The sequence below is a fragment of the Staphylococcus sp. HMSC13A10 genome (genome assembly GCF_001808005.1).
GTDB lineage: Bacteria > Bacillota > Bacilli > Staphylococcales > Staphylococcaceae > Staphylococcus > Staphylococcus pasteuri.
On the sequence record NZ_KV791851.1, the window covers coordinates 84,608 to 104,381 of the forward strand.

The window sequence follows — 19,774 nt, forward strand, 5'->3', positions numbered from 1 at the left end:
GTTTATTAAATTATACGAAAGGGCCTTATTTTTTAAAGTGTTTTGATGTAAAATTACATATAAATTCGATGTATTTTGGCGAGACTCTTAAGGGAACAGGACAAGCTGAAGACTACAGGCTGAAGCTGTCCCCTAAGAAAGCGAGCCGATAATACGAAGTATTATAAATAAAGAAGCCAGTAAATGAGTTTTTTGGATAAACTCATTTACTGGCTATTTTTCTAGGATTTATGTCCCAGTCTCTTTCATTTGAAAATATTTTTTACGCATAGCGATGATCTAATATTTTATAGATTAATAAAATTTCATATATAAGATGACTTTTAATTTGATTCTGATCGAATTCTTCAAGTTGTTTTACTGAAGATTTTAAAGTTGAAGCTGATTTACGTTCACGCTTAAATGTACCATCACATAGAATGTGGCTAATACTTGTACTTATTTTTAATATTGCTAACTTTTCATCTGGAGTAAAGAATACATAGGCATCTTTAGGTAAATAAATAATATTGGCTAGGTGTGTCATTAATAATCTATTAGTATAAGCCCTACTAGTTAGTTTATTAAGCTTTTTCCAATCTTCGGCTTTATTTTGATGATAAGTAAGTTCATCACGTTGATATCCAGTTAATAAGTCAATTTTTTGGTTTAAGTTACTAATTTGAATGATTTTTTTATTACTTTTATCAGATTGAAATCGTCCAAGTAGTAACTCATGACAACGTTGGTTAAATAAGTCATACATTTTATCTTCAGATCTATATAGATTATCTTCTAATTGACTATAGTATTTAGGCGGTAAAATCATAAAATTTACAAGTCCTGCAGTAACAAGTCCAATTAAAGCAGTTAATAAACGTGAAAAGAAATTAAATACATAAGCTTCATGTATACCAGGTATCATAGCAACTGAAGTTAAAACAGCAACTGTTGTACCAACTTGTAGATTTAATTTAGTACAAGCCAATATCGTAAACGTTGCACTACAGGCGTATGCAAACGGTGATTGATCCCCAAAAATAAATGTAAATACAACAGCAAATAAAGCTCCAATAACTGTAGCTGGTAAACGACGATAGCCTTTTTTAATAGATGCTTTAGCAGTAGGCTCTATGGTTACGATTGCTGTTAATATGGCAAAAATTGGTGTTAAGTTTAATAACATACAAAACACAGTAGTAAAGAAGGTTGCTAAGCCTGTCTTAATTGTACGTGCACCAATAATATGTTTATACCATTTTTCATTCAAGTTGTTGTCCCCCTTAAAAAGGGAATTTTTAAAACGTAGATCGCTTTTTCAAATTCTCTTTCTTATACAAACAAAATAAATACTTTATAATGCATTCATATTTAGTATATCAAAAAATTTTTGCTATAATAAGATAGAATATAAATATAAAGGAACGGGATAAAAATGATTGTAAAAACAGATGAAGAACTACAAGCTCTAAAAGAAATTGGATATATTTGCGCTAAAGTAAGAGATACAATGCAAGCTGAAACTAAACCAGGCATTACAACTAAAGAATTAGACAATATTGCAAAAGAATTGTTTGAAGAACATGGCGCATTATCTGCACCAATTCATGACGAAAACTTCCCAGGTCAAACATGTATTAGTGTGAATGAAGAAGTCGCTCATGGTATTCCAGGGAAACGTATTATTCGTGAAGGTGACTTAGTTAATATTGATGTATCAGCACTAAAAAACGGGTTTTATGCTGATACAGGCATTTCATTTGTTGTAGGTGAAGCATCAGATCCTTTAAAACAAAAGGTATGTGATGTAGCGACAATGGCATTTGAAAATGCAATGGCTAAAGTGAAACCAGGCACGAAATTAAGTAATATTGGTAAAGCAGTTCATGCAACTGCGCGTCAAAATGATTTAACAGTTATTAAGAATTTAACAGGACACGGAGTAGGTCAATCATTACATGAAGCACCTAATCATGTCATGAACTACTATGATCCAAAAGATAAAACATTATTAAAAGAAGGACTTGTCATTGCAGTTGAGCCATTTATTTCATCTAAAGCTACGTTTGTAACTGAAGGTAAAAATGAATGGGCATTTGAAACAAGTGATAAAAGTTATGTTGCTCAAATTGAACATACTGTCATTGTTACTAAAGATGGTCCTTTACTAACAACAAAAATAGATAATTAATATAAAATTAAGACAGTCCTTAAATAATTAAAGTAAATGATTATGATTTAATCTAGGACTAAAGGACTAATACGATATGGTTCCGGAGCCTATTACTTAAGGTTTCGGAATTGTTTTATAATAGAACCTAATCAATGGTGAGGTGGTTCTATGAATTATATGGAGAATTATTTAAATCACATTTTTAAATCGTCATTAAGATATAATATCGATGAATATAAAATGAAACTAGATAAAAAAATAAAAAGTATTGAAAGTTATATAGCATATTTAAATGGGAAGAGAGCACAGCTCAAAAAGTTAATTGACAGTATATCTTTAGCATTAGAAAATAAGTATATAGATATAGCAGATTTATATAATATCCAATGTGCAGAAGAAGTACATGATCATGAAATTGCAGCATTAAGAAATTACTTAAATCATATTGAGGCTTATTATGCACAAATAGAAACTAAAATAAGTGAACAGACAAAAGAAAAAATGACTATTGAAAAAGAGTGTCATTTAATTCATTATATGAGTGCTGTGGCATAGAAAGGTGGCGAACCATGACCCATAAATATATATCAACAGAATTGTTGATAGTTTTTACAGCATTAATGATTATTGCTAATTTTTATTATATATTCTTTGAAAAGATAGGGTTCCTACTCGTTTTACTATTAGGATGCGTGCTAGTTTATGTAGGATATATATATTTTCATAAAGTGAGGGGCTTGCTTGCATTTTGGATTGGTGCACTATTAATCGCTTTCACTTTATTGTCTAATAAATATACGATTATCATTTTATTTATATTTTTATTATTGCTAATTGTTAGATACTTAATTTTTAAATTCAAACCATTAAAAGTAACGGCAACAGAAGAGGAAGTGTCATCTCCAGCATTCATTAAACAGAAATGGTTTGGAGAACAACGAACACCTGTCTATGTATATAAATGGGAAGATGTCCAAATTCAACATGGAATTGGTGACATTCATATTGATTTAACAAAAGCAGCAAATATCAAAGATAATAATACTATTGTTGTTAGACATATATTAGGTAAGGTACAAGTGATCGTACCATTAAATTATAATATCAATATACATGCAGCTGCATTTTATGGATCAGCATATGTTAATGAAAAATCATATAAAATAGAGAATAATAATATACATGTTGAAGAGAAAACTAAAGAAGAAAATTACACTGTCAATGTCTACGTATCAACATTTATTGGAGACGTAGAGGTGATTTATAGATGAATCACTATATAAGAGCAATAGGCTCTATGCTCATTTTAACGTATAGTATGTTAACCGCATTTTTATTTATTGATAAAGTATTTGTTAACATCATCTATTTTCAAGGTATGTTCTATACACAGATTTTTGGCATACCTGTATTCTTATTTTTAAATATCATAGTGATATTATTATGTATCATTGTAGGCTCTGTTTTAGCTTATAAAATTAATCAACAGAATGACTGGATTAATTCTCAAATAGAACGATCTATTGAAGGTGAAACAGTTGGTATCAATGACCAAAATATAGAATTATATAGTGAAACACTGGAAATATATCATACACTTGTACCATTAAATCAGGAATTACATCGATTAAGAATGAAAACACAAAACTTAACTAATGAAAACTACAACATGAACGATGTAAAAGTTAAAAAGATTATTGAAGACGAAAGACAACGTCTAGCTAGAGAATTACATGACTCAGTAAGTCAACAATTATTCGCTGCGAGTATGATGTTATCAGCGATTAAAGAAACTAAATTAGAACCCCCATTAGACCAACAAATTCCAGTTTTAGAGAAAATGGTACAAGATTCACAACTTGAAATGAGAGCTTTATTATTACATTTACGACCTCTAGGGTTGAAAGATAAGTCCTTAGGTGAAGGAATTAAAGATTTAGTTATAGATCTTCAAAAGAAAGTTCCGATGAAAGTTGTACATGAAATACAAGAATTTAAAGTTCCTAAAGGTATCGAAGATCATTTATTTAGAATTACTCAAGAAGCTATTTCAAATACATTAAGACATTCTAATGGCACTAGAGTGACGGTTGAACTATTTAATAAGCAAGATTATTTATTATTACGTATACAAGATAATGGTAAAGGCTTTAATGTAGATGAAAAATTGGAACAAAGCTATGGTTTAAAAAATATGAGAGAACGTGCATTAGAAATTGGTGCTACATTCCATATCGTTTCGTTACCTGATTCCGGAACACGTATAGAAGTTAAAGCCCCATTGAACAAGGAGGATTCTTATGGCGATTAAAGTATTATTTGTAGATGACCATGAAATGGTTAGGATAGGGATATCAAGTTATTTATCAACACAATCCGACATTGAAGTAGTAGGTGAAGGAGAATCTGGTAAAGATGCAATAGCTAAAGCGCATGAATTGCAACCCGATTTAATATTGATGGATTTACTAATGGATGATATGGATGGTGTAGAAGCTACAACAGAAATAAAAAAAGATTTACCACAAATTAAAGTAGTTATGTTAACAAGTTTTATTGAAGATAAAGAAGTTTATCGTGCTTTAGATGCAGGTGTAGATAGTTATATTTTAAAAACAACTAGTGCAAGTGATATAGCTGAAGCGGTTCGTAAAACTTATAATGGTGAATCTGTTTTTGAACCAGAAGTATTAGTGAAAATGCGAAATAGAATGAAAAAACGTGCAGAATTATATGAAATGTTAACAGAAAGAGAAATGGAAATCTTATTATTAATTGCAAAAGGTTATTCCAATCAGGAAATTGCCAGTGCTTCACATATTACAATTAAAACTGTTAAAACACATGTTAGTAATATATTAAGTAAATTAGAAGTACAAGATAGAACACAAGCTGTAATTTATGCATTTCAACATAATCTTATCCAATAAAGATAGTTATTACATGATATAAAATTTTACAAACAAATAGGCCAAGCGGTTGATGAACATCAATCCGTCTTGGCCTTTAATATATAATAATTAAGAATTTTTATCTTCTTCTGAATCATTATTTTTAAATTTATCTACAATTTTATCTTTAATTGTACTTTGATCTTCTTGGTACTTATCTTTAGCATCTTTATCGATATTATAATCTTCTTGTGAACCTAATTCACGGTTATCATTATATTCATAAGTTGTATCTTCATTATAATGATTTTGGTTATTATCATCATGTTTTAAAGCAGCTTCTTCAGGTGTTTCGCCTTTAATTACATTACGTTGATGAATGATAGAATTAATTTCTGCTCCAATGATAATAATAAAGCTTGTTAAGTATAACCAGATCAGTAAAATAATAATACCAGCGATACTACCATAAGTTTTAGAATAATTACCAAAGTTAGAAATATACCATCCAAATGCAAATGAACCTAGTAACCAAATGACTGATGTAAATATTGCACCTGGTAATACTGAACGAAATTTAGTTTTAACATTAGGTGCTACCGAATACAATACTATAAATAATAGTAAAATAATGATTAGAGGTAATACCACTCTAAGTAAAGTAAATATCCATTTAATTTGTGAGTCTAAACCTAATGGACCGAATAAATAATGACTAATAGCAGAACCAAGGGTAGGTAAAGCCATAGCTATTAAAAATACAAATCCCATTACAATAGTAAATACAACACTTAAAAGCTTAAGTAAAATACCATTTCGGCTATCTTCAACATCGTAAGCAACGTTAAATGAATTCATAATGGCAGTCATACCATTTGATGCAGACCATATTGCTAAGATCAGACCGACAGATAGTAAGCCGCCACTTGAATTTTTAGTAACATCGCCTATAACACTTTTAATAATTGATGATGTTTCTGATGGTGCACTACTTAACATATCAGTAATACGACTTTGATCGATATTAAAAACTGGTAATAAAGTCAATAAGAAAATGAGCATAGGGAACATAGCAAGAACAAAGTGATATGTCATTTGAGCTGCTAAACCTGATGCATCGTCCTTACCAATTCTATATACCAAATAAGAGAAAAAGTTCGAATCTTTAGTATACTTTGCAGGTTTGTTTAATCTTGAAAGGAAGAATACCTGATTCTTCTTTTTTGGTGTCTTAGATTGAAATTCTTGAGGTTCAATGTATGTACGATCGACTTTAATTTTGTTATCACTATTTTGTTGATCTTTGTTATCTTCATATTCTTTAGCAGAATTAAGGAAGTTGGAACTTGTTTTTTCTTTCTTTGACATAACAATCTCCTTTAATAATTTGAATATTATATTTAAACACATTTTAATTTAATTAAAATTGTAAAGAAAGGGAGTGAGATGAAGTTGAGTTAATTTTTGGTTATTGGAGACTAATTTTAGTTACCAATAAGCTAAAAATCATTTAATAGCTCAACCTCTAAACTCACCCCCGTTTCAATGGAGTGGGATAACAGTTATTGAATATCTTCACTCTATTTGAATAGTTAATTAAGAAATAGTGATTTATTATTACAAAATTCTAATTCATAATTCATCTAATAATTAACTATTATTTTCCAATACGCTCATTTTTTCTATTAACAAAAGTATCTTTTGCATCTTTAATAGAACGTTCTAACTCTGGGTTATTACGACGAATTTCTTCGATAACATCTTTCCAGTACATAACTTCATCTTTAATGCTACTTACTTTAGAAGGTTTTTGAGATTTTTTACCTTCTTTAACATTTAAGAATGATTGTTTTAAAGAATTACGAGTTGATTTATCAGCTAATGTTGCTACGCCACCGATAACAGCGCCTAATAATACTCCAGGAATGAATTTGTTTTCCATAATTTTACCCCTCTTTCAAATTTGCATCTTTGACGATGTAATCAATTAAATTATCACATGATGATTGTACCATTTTATAAACACCTTCGAAATTGTTAGTGTAATATGGATCAGGTACATCACTTTCTTTCATATTACTAAATTCTAGTAATTTGAACAATTGTCCTTTTATGCTAGGATTAATTGCTTTAATATTTTCTACATTACTTTGATCCATTGCAATAATATAGTCAAAATCATCTGTTGGTTCAAAAAGTTCACTAATCATACCATCAAATGGAATGCCGTGTGTATTTAAAATCTTTTGAGTCCCTTCGTGAGGGGGCTCACCTAAATTCCATTTTCCAGTGCCACGAGAGTGAACTTTAACACCAGTTATACCTCTGTCTTGTAGTCTTTGTCTCATGATTGCTTCAGCCATTGGAGAACGGCAGATATTACCAAGACATACGAAAGCTACGTCTACCATATTAATTCCTCCAAACTATGTAATTATATCCCCATTTTACTGGTTCTTCAAACAATTAGAAAGCAAATTTTTTCAAATTCTATTAATGTTCCATAAATTATGTTAGTTTGATAGAATACTAAGGTAAAGAGGTGAGAAGTTTGGCAACTACAAATGAAGAAATGATTACCGAAATAAGACAAAAGTTAAATATAGTTAATAAAGCGCTTATTGATCCTGATAAATTTAAAGATGCTGATCAAAATGAAATTAAAGAAATACATCAATTTGTAACTTCAAAAGATTCATTTTCACCTAGCGAAGTGACTGCTATTGCAGATGCACTAGGAGAATTAAGACAATAAAGGGGGAGTCTAAATGAGTAACTACCAAGGAAAATTGAAACAGTATGCCAAACTACTAGTTAAAGTAGGCATGAATGTTCAAGAAAAACAGCCAGTATTTATACGCTCATCTGTCGAAGCTTTAGAATTAACTCATCTAGTTGTAGAAGAGTCATATAAAGCTGGTGCATCAGATGTAAGAGTCGATTATTCAGACCCAAAATTAAAACGTATGAAATTTGAATACGAAACTGTAGACCATTTTGAGAATAATGAAGTTAAATCTTATGATGTTAATGCACGTATGGATTATGTAGAAAGAGGCGCTGCAAACCTTGCAATATTAACTGAAGACCCAGATTTATTAAATGGTATTGATTCTAATAAATTGAAAGCATTTCAATTGCAATATTCCAAAGGTTATAAAGGATATATGGAAGCAAGCCAAAAAAATCAATTTCCTTGGGTGGTTGCAGCATTTCCATCAAAAGCATGGGCTCAAAGAGTATACCCTGATAAATCAGTAGAAGAAGCTTATGAAACATTTATAGAAGAAGTGTTTGATATAGTAAGAGTAGATGGTAATGACCCTGTAGAAAATTGGAAAATACATGTAAGTAATTTAAGTAAACATGCTAAAAGAATGCAAGATAAACAATATAAAGCGTTACATTATATTTCTGAAGGTACAGATTTAGTTGTAGGGTTACCACAGGGACATATATGGGAAGATGCTACTAGCTATGTAAATGGAAAGCAACAAGCATTTATTGCTAATATCCCTACAGAAGAAGTGTTCACAGCGCCAGATAGAAATAATGTAAATGGTTATGTAACAAATAAATTACCATTAAGCTTTAACGGTAATATCATTGACGGTTTCACTTTAACATTTAAAGATGGAGTTGTTGTTGATTTTAAAGCAGAAAAGGGCGAAGATGTCTTAAAAGATTTATTAAATACAGATGAAGGTGCACGTAGATTGGGAGAAGTAGCACTAGTACCAGATGATTCTCCAATTTCAAATAGAAACACTATTTTTTATAATACGTTATTTGATGAAAATGCATCCTGTCATCTAGCGTTAGGATCTGCTTACGGTTTCAACATTAAAGGTGGAACTGAAATGACAACTGAAGAAAAAATTGCAAGTGGTTTAAATGATTCAAATGTTCATGAAGATTTCATGATAGGTAGTGCTGATTTAACCATTTATGGTATTTTAGAAGATGGCTCAAAAGAACTCGTTTTCGAAAACGGAAATTGGGCAAAATAAGTCGTAAATACCAAGTACAGTAGGGAAATTTCATAGAGAGATAGGAAGATATGAATGACTAAAGAACAAGTAAATAAAAAAGCAATGTCTGAATCTAAAAGTATTAAAACAAGTCAAGTGTATCCACAAGATACTAATCATCTTCATACGATGTTTGGCGGTATTTTAATGGCAAATGTAGATGAAATTGCAGCAATTACTGCTGTGAAACATGCTGGTAATTCAGTAGTAACTGCCTCAACAGATTCAGTAGATTTCTTATTACCAATCAAGAATGGGGACATCCTTTCATACGAAGCAATGGTTTCTTATACGGGTAGTAGTTCAATGGAAATTTGTGTGCAAATTATTATTGAAGATGTCTTTGAAGGAGAACGTAAATTAGCTGCACTTAGCTTTTTAACCTTTGTAGCTTTAGATGAGAATGGTAAACCTGTACGCGTTCCTCAAGTTTATCCAGAAGATAAAGTTGAAAAATGGTTCCATGAAACAGCTCCTCAACGTGTCGCTCGTCGCAAAGAACGACGTGATGAAAGTAAAAACACTATTGAGTATTTATCTAAAATTCAACATATTGAAAATTAGATAAAAGCTTATTTAGAATTGCATATAAATAGACCTAATGAAACTATAAATTTTTCATTAGGTCTTTTTAGTTTGCTAAGCATTATGATTATAAATTATGAAAAGATATGTTTTGCATGCATTTCAATTTCTTTTTGGCGGAAATCAGTATCAGGGTAATACATATTTTTCACTAACACATTTGGTCCCAGACAATGATATTCAGAACAATGACAATTTAAAGATTGGGCTAAATCAGAAGTGAGCCATTGATTAAATACATCTGTTAATCTGTCTTTTTGTATGTTTGAAATAGTACCATTTTCATCTCCGAAATCAGTAACAATGACATTACCTGTAAATACATTTACATTTAAACGACTACGCCCATCAGGGTCATTTCTCATTGTGACATTTTTTGCATCTCTTAAACGTTGTAATAATTGTTGATCGTTTTCATCATTAATACATGGATAAATAGGTAATGTACCAAATAACATCCAAGTATCCTGGTCACGTATATCTAATAAATGATGTATCGCTTCTTTCATTTCTTTTAAAGATAAGACATTTAAAGAGCTTGCAAAATCAGCTGGATACATAGGGTGTACTTCATGTCGACTACACTTCATATCATTAACAATTTCATTATGAATTTTATCCAAGTAAGGTAATGTGCTTTGATTGAGCATTGTTTCAGCAGATACAAACATTCCTTGTTCAGAAAGAGTACTTGCATTGTCTAACATTTGCTCGTATAGTTTTAATTTTGCTTTAATTGGCGGTTGCTTTTTCATAGCTCCAAAGCCGACATCTGTGAATTCTTGAATGGTTCCCCAGTTATGTGAAATATGCATAACATCTATATATTCTGCAATATCAAGATATCGGTCTTGTGGTAACGTTAAATTAGAGTTCATTTGTACATATATCCCACGTTGATGTGCATATTTTAATAGTGGTTTCACTACATTTTTAATAGACTTTTTCGAAAACATAGGTTCGCCACCTGTTATAGACAATGTACGTAAATTTGGAATTTCATCTAAACGGCGATATATAATATCCATTGGTAAAGGATCTGGATCTTTAGTTTGTAAAGTGTAACCAACAGCACAATGACTGCATCTCATATTACATAAATTGGTTGTTGTAAATTCGATATTACTTAAAGTGAGTTGGCCATTATCAATGACATCGTTATAAGCTTCCCAAGGATCATTGTGTATTGAAATAGGTTTTTTATTTGTTATTATCATTAAAACTTCTCCTAAAAAGAGTGTGACAAAGAGGAGTTGTGAACATATATACTAGTTAAAATTTTTCAATATATCCATATTATAAATACTATGTTTCACGTTTCCTCAAAACCTGTGTCAGCTCTTTAAAATTTGTAAAAAGTACAGTAAACATTATTAAGATTATATCTCTTTTTGTCAAATTCTGTTAGGATAAATATAACAAAAATAAATTTCAAAGGAGCTCTATTTTAAATGAGTGAACAACAAACTATAGAACAAATCAAAACGAGATTAAACAAATTTATCGAGGATATTGATCATGTAAACCCTGATGAAGTGCGTGTTGAAGACATTGATGAATGGATTGGTTTACTAGATCAATTAGAAGAAAAAGTAAAACAAGTTTCCAAATAATTCACTAATCATAATTAATGACACTTTAGTGACGATTAAAAAATTTAGTACAAGATGTTTAACTTTAAACTTAAACGTGAATACAATAAATATAATCGCACAATAGAAAGGTGATCATATTATGAGTAAAAAAGTAGCAGTTCTATTAGGAAATGAATTTGAAGATATAGAATTTACAAGTCCGAAAGAGGCATTAGAAAATGCTGGATTTGAAACAGTAGTTATTGGCACTAATGCTAACGAAGAAGTCGTTGGTAAACACGGTGAAAAAGCAACTGTTCAAGTTGGTATCGGCGAAGCAAAACCAGAAGATTATGACGCTGTTCTAATTCCTGGTGGATTTGCACCAGACCATTTACGTGGTGATGCAGAAGGTAGATTTGGTACATTCGCTAAATACTTCACTTCTAATGATGTTCCAGCATTTGCAATTTGCCATGGACCACAAGTATTAATTGATACTGATGACTTAAAAGGTCGTACATTAACTGCAGTATTAAATGTACGTAAAGACTTATCTAATGCTGGTGCGCACGTTGTAGACGAATCAGTAGTTGTTGATAACAATATCGTTACAAGTCGTACACCAGATGATTTAGATGATTTCAATAGAGAAATCGTAAAACAATTAGAAGACTAATGATTGTTTAGTATAAAACATTAAATCTAAAGGCTTATTGATTTAGTTCAATAAGTCTTTTTTATTTGTAAAAGTTGATATGGAAGTAATAAATGAGTGAATTGTATATATTAAATAATAGTCAAATATGTACACCTTGGGACTGATTTTTACTATAAACTATAGCTAATGGTTTCAACTACTGGTAAACTCACATTATAACAGTGAGTTTGAGTAAAGGAGTAAATGCATGAAAAGAAGCGACAGATATGCACAATCTAATGAATTCCCTCAACGAGATATGCGTGAACCTCACTATAATACTTATTATCAACCAATAGGGAAACCACCTAAAAAAAAGAAAAGTAAACGTATCTTTTTAAAAATACTTATTACATTAGCGATTATATTAGTATTATTCTTAGGATTAATGTTTTTTTTATCATCGAGAGCTAATGTAGACGATTTAAAATCGATTGAAAATAAAAGTGATTATGTTTCGGCAGATCAAATGCCAAAATATGTCAGAGGTGCTTTTATTTCATTAGAAGATGAAAGATTTTATAAACACCATGGCTTTGATTTTAAAGGAACAACAAGAGCTTTATTTTCTACTTTGAGTGATCATGATGTTCAAGGTGGTAGTACAATAACACAACAAGTTGTTAAAAATTATTATTATGATAACGAACGTTCTTTCACAAGAAAAGTAAAAGAACTGTTTGTAGCACATAAAGTAGAGAAACAATATGATAAAAATCAAATACTTAGTTTTTATTTAAATAATATATATTTTGGAGATAATCAATATACAGTTGAAGGTGCAGCAAATCATTACTTCGGCGCAACAACTAATAAAAACAATCAAAATTTGAATACAATTAGTGTATTACAAAGCGCAATTTTAGCAAGCAAAGTTAATGCGCCAAGTGTATATAATATTGATGACATGTCAGATAACTTTACGAATAGAGTTAAAACCAATTTAGAAAAAATGAAACAACTTGATTATATATCCGATGACCAATATGAGGAAGCAATGGCCCAACTAGGTCAATAACAATTACCCTATCATATGCAATGTTAGTACGAATAAATTACAGTAACTATGTAATGTTGAACATTGTAAATATGATAGGGGTTTTATTTTTTATAAAGCGTGACTTTATTGCTAATGATTGAACTATGTCATAATATGATATATACAATGTTTATGAGGAGGTGTATCATGCCTAAAATCACTAAATTAGAAGTACAAAAGAAGAACAAAGAACGTTTTAATCTATATCTCGATAATCAATTTGAGATGGGGATAGATATTGATACACTTGTTAAATTTAATTTAAAGAAAGATCAAGTACTAGAAGCCGCAGAAATGGAGCAGATTCAAAAATATGACCATTATCGAAGAGGTTTAAATATAGCAATTCAATATCTTTCATTTAGAAAGCGTACTGAAAGAGAAGTACGTCAACATTTAATAAAAAATGACATTTCTGAAGAAGCGCTGCAACAAGTGATAGATTATTGTTACCAAGAAAAATTAATAGATCATTATGATTATGCTGAAAGTTTGAAAAACACTATGATCAATACAACGGATAAGGGACCTGAAACTTATAAACAAAAATTGTATCAAGCTGGTATTGAAACTAATATTATAGATGAATATACTGCTCTATACATAGAACAACAACCAATGGAAGATATCATCAAAGTAGCGAGTAAAGTAATTAAAACTAAAAAAGGTCCAACTTCAAAAGTTAAACAAAAAACAATGACTGCTTTAATGCAAAAAGGATTTACGATAGAAAAAATCAAACAAGCCATGGATGAACTTGATTTTTCACAGGACGAAGAACAACTTGACGATATGTTACAAACTGATTTAGAAAAAACATATCAAAAGCATCAAAGAAAATATGAAGGGCAACAACTAGTAAGAAAAACGATAGAAACGCTTATGAGAAAAGGCTATAAATATGATAAAATTAAATCTAAATTAGAAGAAAGTGGTATCGAAAATGGAACAGAAGAAATTGAGTGAAATGTCTGAGCCAGAATTAAGACATGAAATACAAACTTATAAAGAAAAAATGAGAAAAGCAGAAATGAACGGTATTTTGAATGAATATGACGTTTATCAAAGTAAAGTAATTGTAGCTGAAAGTTATTTAGTTGATCGTAATAAAATTGAATTAGGCAGAATCTATCAATTAAATGATGGCAGTGATCAATATTTTAAAGTGGAAAGATTAAAAGGTATATTCGCTTGGGGATTTAGAATTAAAAGTAGCGAACCCGAAGAAGGTTTACCAATTGCATTATTAAAATTATAGAAGGATGAAAAGAAATGGGAAGTTCAATCGTTTTAAAGTTACTTAAAGTTACTCATTATTATAGAAATAAAAAAACTAAAAAATGGTACTTACCTTTTGGATACGCCGCTGAAGATATTGATTTAAATAATGTCTCACTACATATTTATCAAGGTGAGGCCTTAGGTATTATCGGTGAACCAGGTTCTTCTAAAAAATTAATAGGTAGATTATTATCAGGATCTATTCACCCTGATAAAGGAAAATTAGTTCAAAGTGATCATGTATATTATGGAGATATTGAAGACCGAAAAATTGTAAACCAAACTGTGAAAGATTACGTTAAGCACATTGTTGAACTATTTCCATATAAAGTCTCTGATTATAAATACGATCAAGTCATTCAATATGCCCATTTAGATGAAAAACAACTCGTTTCACAATTAACCAAACAAGAATTTGCTCAGTTACTACTAAGTATAGCCAGATCATCTAAATCAAATATCATTATTTTGAATCATGTTCTTCAATATTTAGATGAATCTTTTACAAATCGAGCGATAGAGCTATCAAATGATTATATCAATCATAACCAAACGATTGTTTTTATTGATGATGACGTTGATAAAATAGAACAAGTGAGTAACTATATTACTTGGGTCTCACACGGACAGATTCGTATGGAAGGGTCTCTTAAACAAGTAATTCCTGTATTTAAAGATCATGAAAGAGACCGAAAAAGTATTGAATCAAAAGAAGAACTTTCATCATTTGATCTTGATTGGAAAAAAAGTCGAACAAGAATGCCTGAGATGACTTATAATTTTAAAAGAATTGAACGATATAATCATGCCAAACCACCAATATTTTTGGTAAGATTTTGGACTTTAATGACCAGTTTTCTAATTGGATTAGCACTTATGGGTATTCTTTTATTTAATAATTTAGGAATAATAAATATCTCAGCGGGGAATCAAACTCCACTTCAAACACAAACTAAAGATACATATGAAAATAAATTAGCTTATGGAATAGCATTAAAAGGAAGCGTTAAAATTTCAGGTTCAAATAATCTAACCTTACCTAAATATAGTGTCGTTACTATTGATGGAGAAAATAGTAAAAATTATCGATTAAATGAAAGTGGAAAAAGTTATACCGTAGCTAAAAGTAAACTAGAATATTTTAATCCAGCTGGTTTGTATGAAAAGCATAGTTTCAAAACTTTATCTCCATATATTAAATCCAACTATAGTAAGTATGTAGAATACTTCAATAGTCATTTACACAAAGACCACGATACAGTAAAAAAATCACTAGTCCCTGAAGAAGATAATCGTTTTGTTGCTGACGTGACTTCTCAACCGATTAAGATGATTTTTAATGATGATAATCAGTTAAACGGTTTTGTGATGCCTATTGTTAATAAAAGTGAATTGAAAGATAAATTCAACATTAATAAAGATGTTTGGATTTGTAAATCTGGTGATGGATACTTTATTGCCGATATGAAAGATAATAAGTGGATATATATTGAATTGTAGGTGTAAGTATGATCGATAGTATAATTATTTATTTTAAAAATTTACCACACGTTTTAAATTATTCTTTGAAACATGTTAAAAACTTATGGAAATGGTTTACGGTAAGTTTTATAGTTGGATTAGTCTTAATATTTGCGATAGAAATATTTTTCAAGGTGACAAACGCAACAGAAATGATACAAGGTGTATGGTTATATAGACTTTTAACTTTGTTAGGATTTGGGTACATCGTCCTCAGCTTATTTTTATGTTATAAAATATACGCTAAAGATTATATGATTACTAAATCGTTTAAAATATCCCCAGTAACACCCATAGTAGTTACTACAATTGTTGGAGGTATTTTACTATTTGTACTTATGACAATTATTGCAATATGGAAACCAATTAATTTTGAAAGTTCATTACTAGCTACAATATATTTTATGTTAGTAACAATAGTGTTAAATTGTTTACTATCAGTGTTATTTGGTTTAGTAAAAATCTTAAATCATAAAGCGGATATATATTTTTATATATTTTGTGTTATAGAATTTATTTTAGTACCAATTATTTATGTTCCTAAAACACATTTGACAATGATTGGACATGTATTGATGTTAAATCCATTTTATTATGTAACTAATGGTTTAGCACAATCAGTGTTGTTTGGCAGAATAAGTCTAGCTAATATACCTTATCATTTATATATACTATGTTTCATCTTGATGTTATGTTTAATTAATTTTGCGTTATCTCGTTTTGTATCTCATGCTAAATATAGAAATAAAAATAAAAATACACAATCAACTATTCAATCTAATCATTTTTCAAGTAATGCTAATCATATAAAAGATAGTGACAATAGTGAAATTGATAAAAATAATAATTAAAATATAAAAAGCCAAGGTATAGGACTCATGTATTTTGCATATCCATCAAGTTAACTTAAGCAGTTTACTTTTAAGGATTACATTATTACATGTCCTTGAACCTTGGCTATTATTATTTTGCGAATAATTTACGTTGTAATTTGTCTTCACTAAATACCCAACCAATATAAGAATGATCTATTTCATTTTGAGATGTTAGATGGGCAATAGCAACAAATGCATAATGATCATTATTTAAATATCTTAAATCCATTAATCGAATTTCTGTAGAACCATCATCTAATGGCGTTGTTTGCCAACGATATATAGAAGAAAAGTTTAAAAATGTTCTTATATCTTTATTACTTTTAACTTTCCATAATAATGAGTCGATAGATAAATGTTGACGTTTAACTTTATCACTAAAAACAATATTTCGACCATGTGATCTACCAACATAATCATGTTCGTCTGTTTGAATAGCAATACGCCATTCCATAAATTTCATTGTAGGAATTACAAATACTTTTACAGGGTTATGCTCTTGTTTAATTTGCTTTAATGCTTGTTTCTTTAAGAAAGATTGCATTTTAAATCGGATTATATAATAAATGATTAAAATACCGATTATTGGAAAGAATGCCAAATAAGGATGTACCCCTAATACCCATAACACCACGCCTATACATAATATAATGAATATAATTGGATCAAACGTGTTAATAACGCCGAGTTGTATCCATTTATTAGTAATTGGTCTTAAAGCTTGTGTTCCATATGAGTTGAAAATATCAACAAACACATGTAAAAAAACTGCTAATTGTGCCCACATCCATATATGTAATGGGGATGTGTGGTTGAATATAACAAATATTAAAAATGTAATTAATATTGGCCATAATATAGTGAATGGAATAGAGTGCGTAATGCCTCTATGATGGGAAATATAAGTTGAATTATCTTTTAATTTTAAAACCGTATCCCCATCAGGTATAAGGGAACCTGCAATCAGTGTTGTGGCACTTGCCGCGAATGTGCCTGACATCGCTGGATCTTGAGTTGCAAGTGCAGTAAGTCCAACTCCAATAACAATGTGCGTGGCTGTGTCCATTTATGTTCACTCTTTTCATCTTAATTTATAATATATTATAATCTAAAAGTTAGAATAACAAAATCAACTCACATTAATAATGTGTTATTCTTATTTATCATGTAAGTAAAATATCCATTAAAATCAAATTGAAACATTAAATCATTGTTCAGGAAGGGAAATATATGTATTTAGAAGAAAATTTCAAAGATAATATTGTACATTGGTTTAATAACAATCAACGTTCAATGCCTTGGAGAGAGACTACTAATCCTTATTATATATGGTTAAGTGAAGTTATGTTACAACAAACACAAGTCAAAACAGTTATAGATTATTATGATAGATTCACTCATCGTTTTCCTACAATAGCCGATTTGAGTGAAGCAAATGAGGATGAGGTACTCAAATATTGGGAAGGACTTGGTTATTATAGCCGAGCAAGAAACTTTCATCATGCAGTCAAAGAAGTACAATGTGATTATAATGGAATAGTCCCATCTGATCCTGAAAATTTTAAATCTTTAAAAGGTGTCGGACCATATACTCAAGCAGCAGTAATGAGTATTGCATTTGACCATCCACTTCCTACAGTTGATGGTAATGTTTTTAGAGTTTGGTCAAGATTAAATAACGATAGTAGTGATATAAAGCTCCAATCTACACGTAAAACATTTGAACAACAGTTATTACCTTATGTTCATGATGAAGCTGGAACGTTTAACCAATCAATGATGGAATTAGGTGCGCTTATCTGTACACCTAAAAACCCACTTTGTATGTTTTGTCCAGTTCAAGAAAATTGTGAAGCCTTTGATAAAGGAACAGTATTAGATTTACCAGTTAAAACCAAAAATATTAAAAAGAAAACCATTGAACAAAGTGTCTTTTTAATTCGAAATCATAAAGGACAATATTTATTAGAAAAAAGACAGGAAAGGTTATTGAATGGTATGTGGGAATTTCCAATGTTTGAAGCCTCTAATGCTATTTCAGAAATATCTCATAAACTAAAACATGACATAGAACCTTTACCAGAACATATATTTAAATTAAAACATCAATTTACACACTTAACTTGGAATATTAAAGTCTATAGTGTGCCTGAAACTATAGATATAAATGAAAAGGATTTACCTGATAATATGGTTTGGTTTGATTTATCTAATCGAGATGATTATTCATTTCCAGTATCAATGGATAAAATATATCAATTTATTGAAGGATAGGTTTCTTTAAAACAAAAATAATAATAAATCATTTTACTTATTTATAATCCAATAAAATCTAACTATTACTTAAATTTAATGACGTGAAAGTACAGAAGTAGTTTGAAAATATGATATAATCTAAATGGTTAAAAAGTATAAAGGTGGTGTGGAGTATGGTAAAAGAATCCATACCTAAAGAAGGACAAGACATCAAAATTCAAAGTTATAAACATGATGGAAATATTCATCGCGTTTGGTCTGAAACAACCATTTTAAAAGGTACAGATCATGTGATTATTGGTGGGAATGATCACACGTTAGTAACAGAAAGTGATGGTCGCACTTGGATTACAAGAGAACCAGCTATTGTCTATTTTCATTCTGAATATTGGTTTAATGTGATTTGTATGTTTCGTGAAGATGGTGTTTATTATTATTGTAATTTATCTTCACCATTTGTTTGTGATGAAGAAGCCTTAAAATACATCGACTATGATTTGGATATTAAAGTTTATCCTAATGGGAAATACCATTTATTAGATGAAGATGAGTATGAGCAACATATGAATCAAATGAATTATCCTCACGATATAGATGTTATTTTAAGAAGAAGTGTAGATATTTTACAACAGTGGATAGAACAGAAAAAAGGGCCTTTCGCTCCTGATTTTATCAAAGTTTGGAAAGAGCGATATAAAAAAATTAGGGATTATTAAGCAAATTAGATGTAAAACGATATGAGATGGTTTATATTATTCAATGTTGCATTGATTTAATTAAATAAACATTGATAGTTTAGATAAAACAATCTCTATTAACTAAAATTATATTTGTTAATCGTATCAATCAGAGGTTGAGATATGTTAGTC

General features: G+C 29.8%; 23 protein-coding genes. 17 read left to right on the forward strand and 6 right to left on the reverse strand.

All coding sequences use genetic code 11. The annotated features are described in order from the left end of the window. Window positions 1-262: 262 nt before the first annotated feature. Window positions 263-1,249, reverse strand: a complete 987-nt coding sequence (locus tag HMPREF3125_RS04275) for an FUSC family protein (protein ID WP_029056008.1) — start codon at window positions 1,247-1,249, stop codon at window positions 263-265. A 165-nt stretch (window positions 1,250-1,414) separates the two neighbouring features. Between HMPREF3125_RS04275 and map the strand changes: the two genes are divergently transcribed. The 5 genes from map (at window position 1,415) to vraR (ending at window position 5,082) form a co-directional block, all read left to right on the forward strand. Next, window positions 1,415-2,170, forward strand: coding sequence for a type I methionyl aminopeptidase (map, locus tag HMPREF3125_RS04280; protein ID WP_017637857.1), 756 nt, complete (start codon window positions 1,415-1,417; stop codon window positions 2,168-2,170). A 150-nt stretch (window positions 2,171-2,320) separates the two neighbouring features. Continuing rightward, on the forward strand, window positions 2,321-2,707 hold the full coding sequence (locus HMPREF3125_RS04285) for a DUF2543 family protein (RefSeq protein WP_017637856.1): 387 nt from the start codon (window positions 2,321-2,323) through the stop codon (window positions 2,705-2,707). Between the two features lie 14 nt (window positions 2,708-2,721). Next, a complete protein-coding gene (gene liaF / locus HMPREF3125_RS04290) occupies window positions 2,722-3,423 on the forward strand; it encodes a cell wall-active antibiotics response protein VraT (RefSeq protein WP_017637855.1) in 702 nt (233 codons plus the stop codon). Next, window positions 3,420-4,463, forward strand: a complete 1,044-nt coding sequence (locus HMPREF3125_RS04295) for a sensor histidine kinase VraS (RefSeq protein ID WP_017637854.1) — start codon at window positions 3,420-3,422, stop codon at window positions 4,461-4,463. Before liaF ends, HMPREF3125_RS04295 begins: the two co-directional genes overlap by 4 nt. Further along, complete coding sequence (gene vraR, locus HMPREF3125_RS04300) at window positions 4,453-5,082, forward strand: response regulator transcription factor VraR (RefSeq protein WP_017637853.1); 630 nt, start codon at window positions 4,453-4,455, stop codon at window positions 5,080-5,082. The genes HMPREF3125_RS04295 and vraR overlap by 11 nt, the downstream gene beginning before the upstream one ends. A gap of 90 nt (window positions 5,083-5,172) precedes the next feature. Here the strand turns inward: vraR and HMPREF3125_RS04305 are convergent, their stop codons facing one another. From HMPREF3125_RS04305 to HMPREF3125_RS04315, 3 genes are all read right to left on the reverse strand, one after another. Then, the gene (locus HMPREF3125_RS04305) at window positions 5,173-6,411 is read right to left on the reverse strand and encodes a YihY/virulence factor BrkB family protein (RefSeq protein ID WP_070452157.1); all 1,239 of its coding nucleotides are present in this window, start codon (window positions 6,409-6,411) and stop codon (window positions 5,173-5,175) included. A 289-nt stretch (window positions 6,412-6,700) separates the two neighbouring features. Continuing rightward, a complete protein-coding gene (locus HMPREF3125_RS04310; protein WP_070452159.1) occupies window positions 6,701-6,985 on the reverse strand; it encodes a hypothetical protein in 285 nt (94 codons plus the stop codon). Between the two features lie 4 nt (window positions 6,986-6,989). Continuing rightward, window positions 6,990-7,454: a low molecular weight protein-tyrosine-phosphatase gene (locus tag HMPREF3125_RS04315; protein ID WP_017637850.1), complete on the reverse strand. Its 465-nt coding sequence runs from the start codon at window positions 7,452-7,454 to the stop codon at window positions 6,990-6,992. A gap of 161 nt (window positions 7,455-7,615) precedes the next feature. Between HMPREF3125_RS04315 and HMPREF3125_RS04320 the strand changes: the two genes are divergently transcribed. Genes HMPREF3125_RS04320 through HMPREF3125_RS04330 form a run of 3 tightly spaced genes read left to right on the forward strand, consistent with a single transcriptional unit; the run spans window position 7,616 to window position 9,638 of the window. Further along, window positions 7,616-7,798 carry a DUF1128 domain-containing protein gene (locus tag HMPREF3125_RS04320; protein WP_037555624.1) on the forward strand — a complete coding sequence of 61 codons (183 nt, stop codon included), beginning with the start codon at window positions 7,616-7,618 and terminating at the stop codon, window positions 7,796-7,798. A 13-nt stretch (window positions 7,799-7,811) separates the two neighbouring features. Next, a complete protein-coding gene (locus HMPREF3125_RS04325; protein WP_070452162.1) occupies window positions 7,812-9,053 on the forward strand; it encodes an aminopeptidase in 1,242 nt (413 codons plus the stop codon). 54 nt (window positions 9,054-9,107) lie between these two features. Next, entirely contained in the window at window positions 9,108-9,638 is a 531-nt protein-coding gene (locus tag HMPREF3125_RS04330) for an acyl-CoA thioesterase (RefSeq protein WP_017637847.1), read from the forward strand. A gap of 95 nt (window positions 9,639-9,733) precedes the next feature. Here the strand turns inward: HMPREF3125_RS04330 and yfkAB are convergent, their stop codons facing one another. Then, window positions 9,734-10,876, reverse strand: a complete 1,143-nt coding sequence (gene yfkAB, locus HMPREF3125_RS04335; RefSeq protein ID WP_017637846.1) for a radical SAM/CxCxxxxC motif protein YfkAB — start codon at window positions 10,874-10,876, stop codon at window positions 9,734-9,736. Between the two features lie 234 nt (window positions 10,877-11,110). Here yfkAB and HMPREF3125_RS12650 point away from each other — a divergent pair, with 234 nt between their 5' ends. From HMPREF3125_RS12650 to HMPREF3125_RS04365, 7 genes are all read left to right on the forward strand, one after another. Next, window positions 11,111-11,272 (forward strand): SE1561 family protein, encoded by a 162-nt coding sequence (locus HMPREF3125_RS12650; protein ID WP_017637845.1) that lies wholly within the window; start codon window positions 11,111-11,113, stop codon window positions 11,270-11,272. Window positions 11,273-11,393: 121 nt separating this feature from the next. Next, window positions 11,394-11,912, forward strand: a complete 519-nt coding sequence (locus HMPREF3125_RS04340) for a type 1 glutamine amidotransferase domain-containing protein (protein WP_017637844.1) — start codon at window positions 11,394-11,396, stop codon at window positions 11,910-11,912. Between the two features lie 229 nt (window positions 11,913-12,141). Next, window positions 12,142-12,951 (forward strand): monofunctional peptidoglycan glycosyltransferase SgtB, encoded by an 810-nt coding sequence (sgtB, locus tag HMPREF3125_RS04345; protein WP_029056005.1) that lies wholly within the window; start codon window positions 12,142-12,144, stop codon window positions 12,949-12,951. A 168-nt stretch (window positions 12,952-13,119) separates the two neighbouring features. Next, a complete protein-coding gene (gene recX, locus HMPREF3125_RS04350; RefSeq protein WP_017637842.1) occupies window positions 13,120-13,938 on the forward strand; it encodes a recombination regulator RecX in 819 nt (272 codons plus the stop codon). Then, complete coding sequence (locus HMPREF3125_RS04355) at window positions 13,916-14,230, forward strand: YfhH family protein (RefSeq protein WP_017637841.1); 315 nt, start codon at window positions 13,916-13,918, stop codon at window positions 14,228-14,230. The genes recX and HMPREF3125_RS04355 overlap by 23 nt, the downstream gene beginning before the upstream one ends. Window positions 14,231-14,244: 14 nt before the next feature. Further along, window positions 14,245-15,753, forward strand: coding sequence for an ATP-binding cassette domain-containing protein (locus HMPREF3125_RS04360; protein WP_070452165.1), 1,509 nt, complete (start codon window positions 14,245-14,247; stop codon window positions 15,751-15,753). An 8-nt stretch (window positions 15,754-15,761) separates the two neighbouring features. After that, the gene (locus HMPREF3125_RS04365; RefSeq protein ID WP_070452168.1) at window positions 15,762-16,625 is read left to right on the forward strand and encodes a hypothetical protein; all 864 of its coding nucleotides are present in this window, start codon (window positions 15,762-15,764) and stop codon (window positions 16,623-16,625) included. 112 nt (window positions 16,626-16,737) lie between these two features. Here HMPREF3125_RS04365 and HMPREF3125_RS04370 read toward each other — a convergent pair whose 3' ends face one another. Beyond that, the gene (locus HMPREF3125_RS04370) at window positions 16,738-17,715 is read right to left on the reverse strand and encodes a metal-dependent hydrolase (RefSeq protein ID WP_017637515.1); all 978 of its coding nucleotides are present in this window, start codon (window positions 17,713-17,715) and stop codon (window positions 16,738-16,740) included. 164 nt (window positions 17,716-17,879) lie between these two features. Between HMPREF3125_RS04370 and mutY the strand changes: the two genes are divergently transcribed. Together mutY and HMPREF3125_RS04380 are read left to right on the forward strand one after the other, a co-directional pair. Continuing rightward, window positions 17,880-18,923, forward strand: coding sequence for an A/G-specific adenine glycosylase (gene mutY, locus HMPREF3125_RS04375; protein WP_070452170.1), 1,044 nt, complete (start codon window positions 17,880-17,882; stop codon window positions 18,921-18,923). Window positions 18,924-19,078: 155 nt separating this feature from the next. Further along, window positions 19,079-19,621 (forward strand): nucleoside tri-diphosphate phosphatase, encoded by a 543-nt coding sequence (locus HMPREF3125_RS04380; protein ID WP_002452360.1) that lies wholly within the window; start codon window positions 19,079-19,081, stop codon window positions 19,619-19,621. The last annotated feature ends 153 nt before the right edge of the window (window positions 19,622-19,774 follow it).

What these genes read in the sequence shown, in the direction of transcription:
- map (WP_017637857.1), top strand. Translation starts at nt 1,415, where the DNA reads ATGATTGTAAAAACAGATGAAGAACTACAAGCTCTAAAAGAAATTGGA.
- HMPREF3125_RS04285 (WP_017637856.1), top strand. Translation starts at nt 2,321, where the DNA reads ATGAATTATATGGAGAATTATTTAAATCACATTTTTAAATCGTCATTA.
- liaF (WP_017637855.1), top strand. Translation starts at nt 2,722, where the DNA reads ATGACCCATAAATATATATCAACAGAATTGTTGATAGTTTTTACAGCA.
- HMPREF3125_RS04295 (WP_017637854.1), top strand. Translation starts at nt 3,420, where the DNA reads ATGAATCACTATATAAGAGCAATAGGCTCTATGCTCATTTTAACGTAT.
- vraR (WP_017637853.1), top strand. Translation starts at nt 4,453, where the DNA reads ATGGCGATTAAAGTATTATTTGTAGATGACCATGAAATGGTTAGGATA.
- HMPREF3125_RS04305 (WP_070452157.1), bottom strand. Translation starts at nt 6,411, where the DNA reads ATGTCAAAGAAAGAAAAAACAAGTTCCAACTTCCTTAATTCTGCTAAA.
- HMPREF3125_RS04310 (WP_070452159.1), bottom strand. Translation starts at nt 6,985, where the DNA reads ATGGAAAACAAATTCATTCCTGGAGTATTATTAGGCGCTGTTATCGGT.
- HMPREF3125_RS04315 (WP_017637850.1), bottom strand. Translation starts at nt 7,454, where the DNA reads ATGGTAGACGTAGCTTTCGTATGTCTTGGTAATATCTGCCGTTCTCCA.
- HMPREF3125_RS04320 (WP_037555624.1), top strand. Translation starts at nt 7,616, where the DNA reads ATGATTACCGAAATAAGACAAAAGTTAAATATAGTTAATAAAGCGCTT.
- HMPREF3125_RS04325 (WP_070452162.1), top strand. Translation starts at nt 7,812, where the DNA reads ATGAGTAACTACCAAGGAAAATTGAAACAGTATGCCAAACTACTAGTT.
- HMPREF3125_RS04330 (WP_017637847.1), top strand. Translation starts at nt 9,108, where the DNA reads ATGACTAAAGAACAAGTAAATAAAAAAGCAATGTCTGAATCTAAAAGT.
- yfkAB (WP_017637846.1), bottom strand. Translation starts at nt 10,876, where the DNA reads ATGATAATAACAAATAAAAAACCTATTTCAATACACAATGATCCTTGG.
- HMPREF3125_RS12650 (WP_017637845.1), top strand. Translation starts at nt 11,111, where the DNA reads ATGAGTGAACAACAAACTATAGAACAAATCAAAACGAGATTAAACAAA.
- HMPREF3125_RS04340 (WP_017637844.1), top strand. Translation starts at nt 11,394, where the DNA reads ATGAGTAAAAAAGTAGCAGTTCTATTAGGAAATGAATTTGAAGATATA.
- sgtB (WP_029056005.1), top strand. Translation starts at nt 12,142, where the DNA reads ATGAAAAGAAGCGACAGATATGCACAATCTAATGAATTCCCTCAACGA.
- recX (WP_017637842.1), top strand. Translation starts at nt 13,120, where the DNA reads ATGCCTAAAATCACTAAATTAGAAGTACAAAAGAAGAACAAAGAACGT.
- HMPREF3125_RS04355 (WP_017637841.1), top strand. Translation starts at nt 13,916, where the DNA reads ATGGAACAGAAGAAATTGAGTGAAATGTCTGAGCCAGAATTAAGACAT.
- HMPREF3125_RS04360 (WP_070452165.1), top strand. Translation starts at nt 14,245, where the DNA reads ATGGGAAGTTCAATCGTTTTAAAGTTACTTAAAGTTACTCATTATTAT.
- HMPREF3125_RS04365 (WP_070452168.1), top strand. Translation starts at nt 15,762, where the DNA reads ATGATCGATAGTATAATTATTTATTTTAAAAATTTACCACACGTTTTA.
- HMPREF3125_RS04370 (WP_017637515.1), bottom strand. Translation starts at nt 17,715, where the DNA reads ATGGACACAGCCACGCACATTGTTATTGGAGTTGGACTTACTGCACTT.
- mutY (WP_070452170.1), top strand. Translation starts at nt 17,880, where the DNA reads ATGTATTTAGAAGAAAATTTCAAAGATAATATTGTACATTGGTTTAAT.
- HMPREF3125_RS04380 (WP_002452360.1), top strand. Translation starts at nt 19,079, where the DNA reads ATGGTAAAAGAATCCATACCTAAAGAAGGACAAGACATCAAAATTCAA.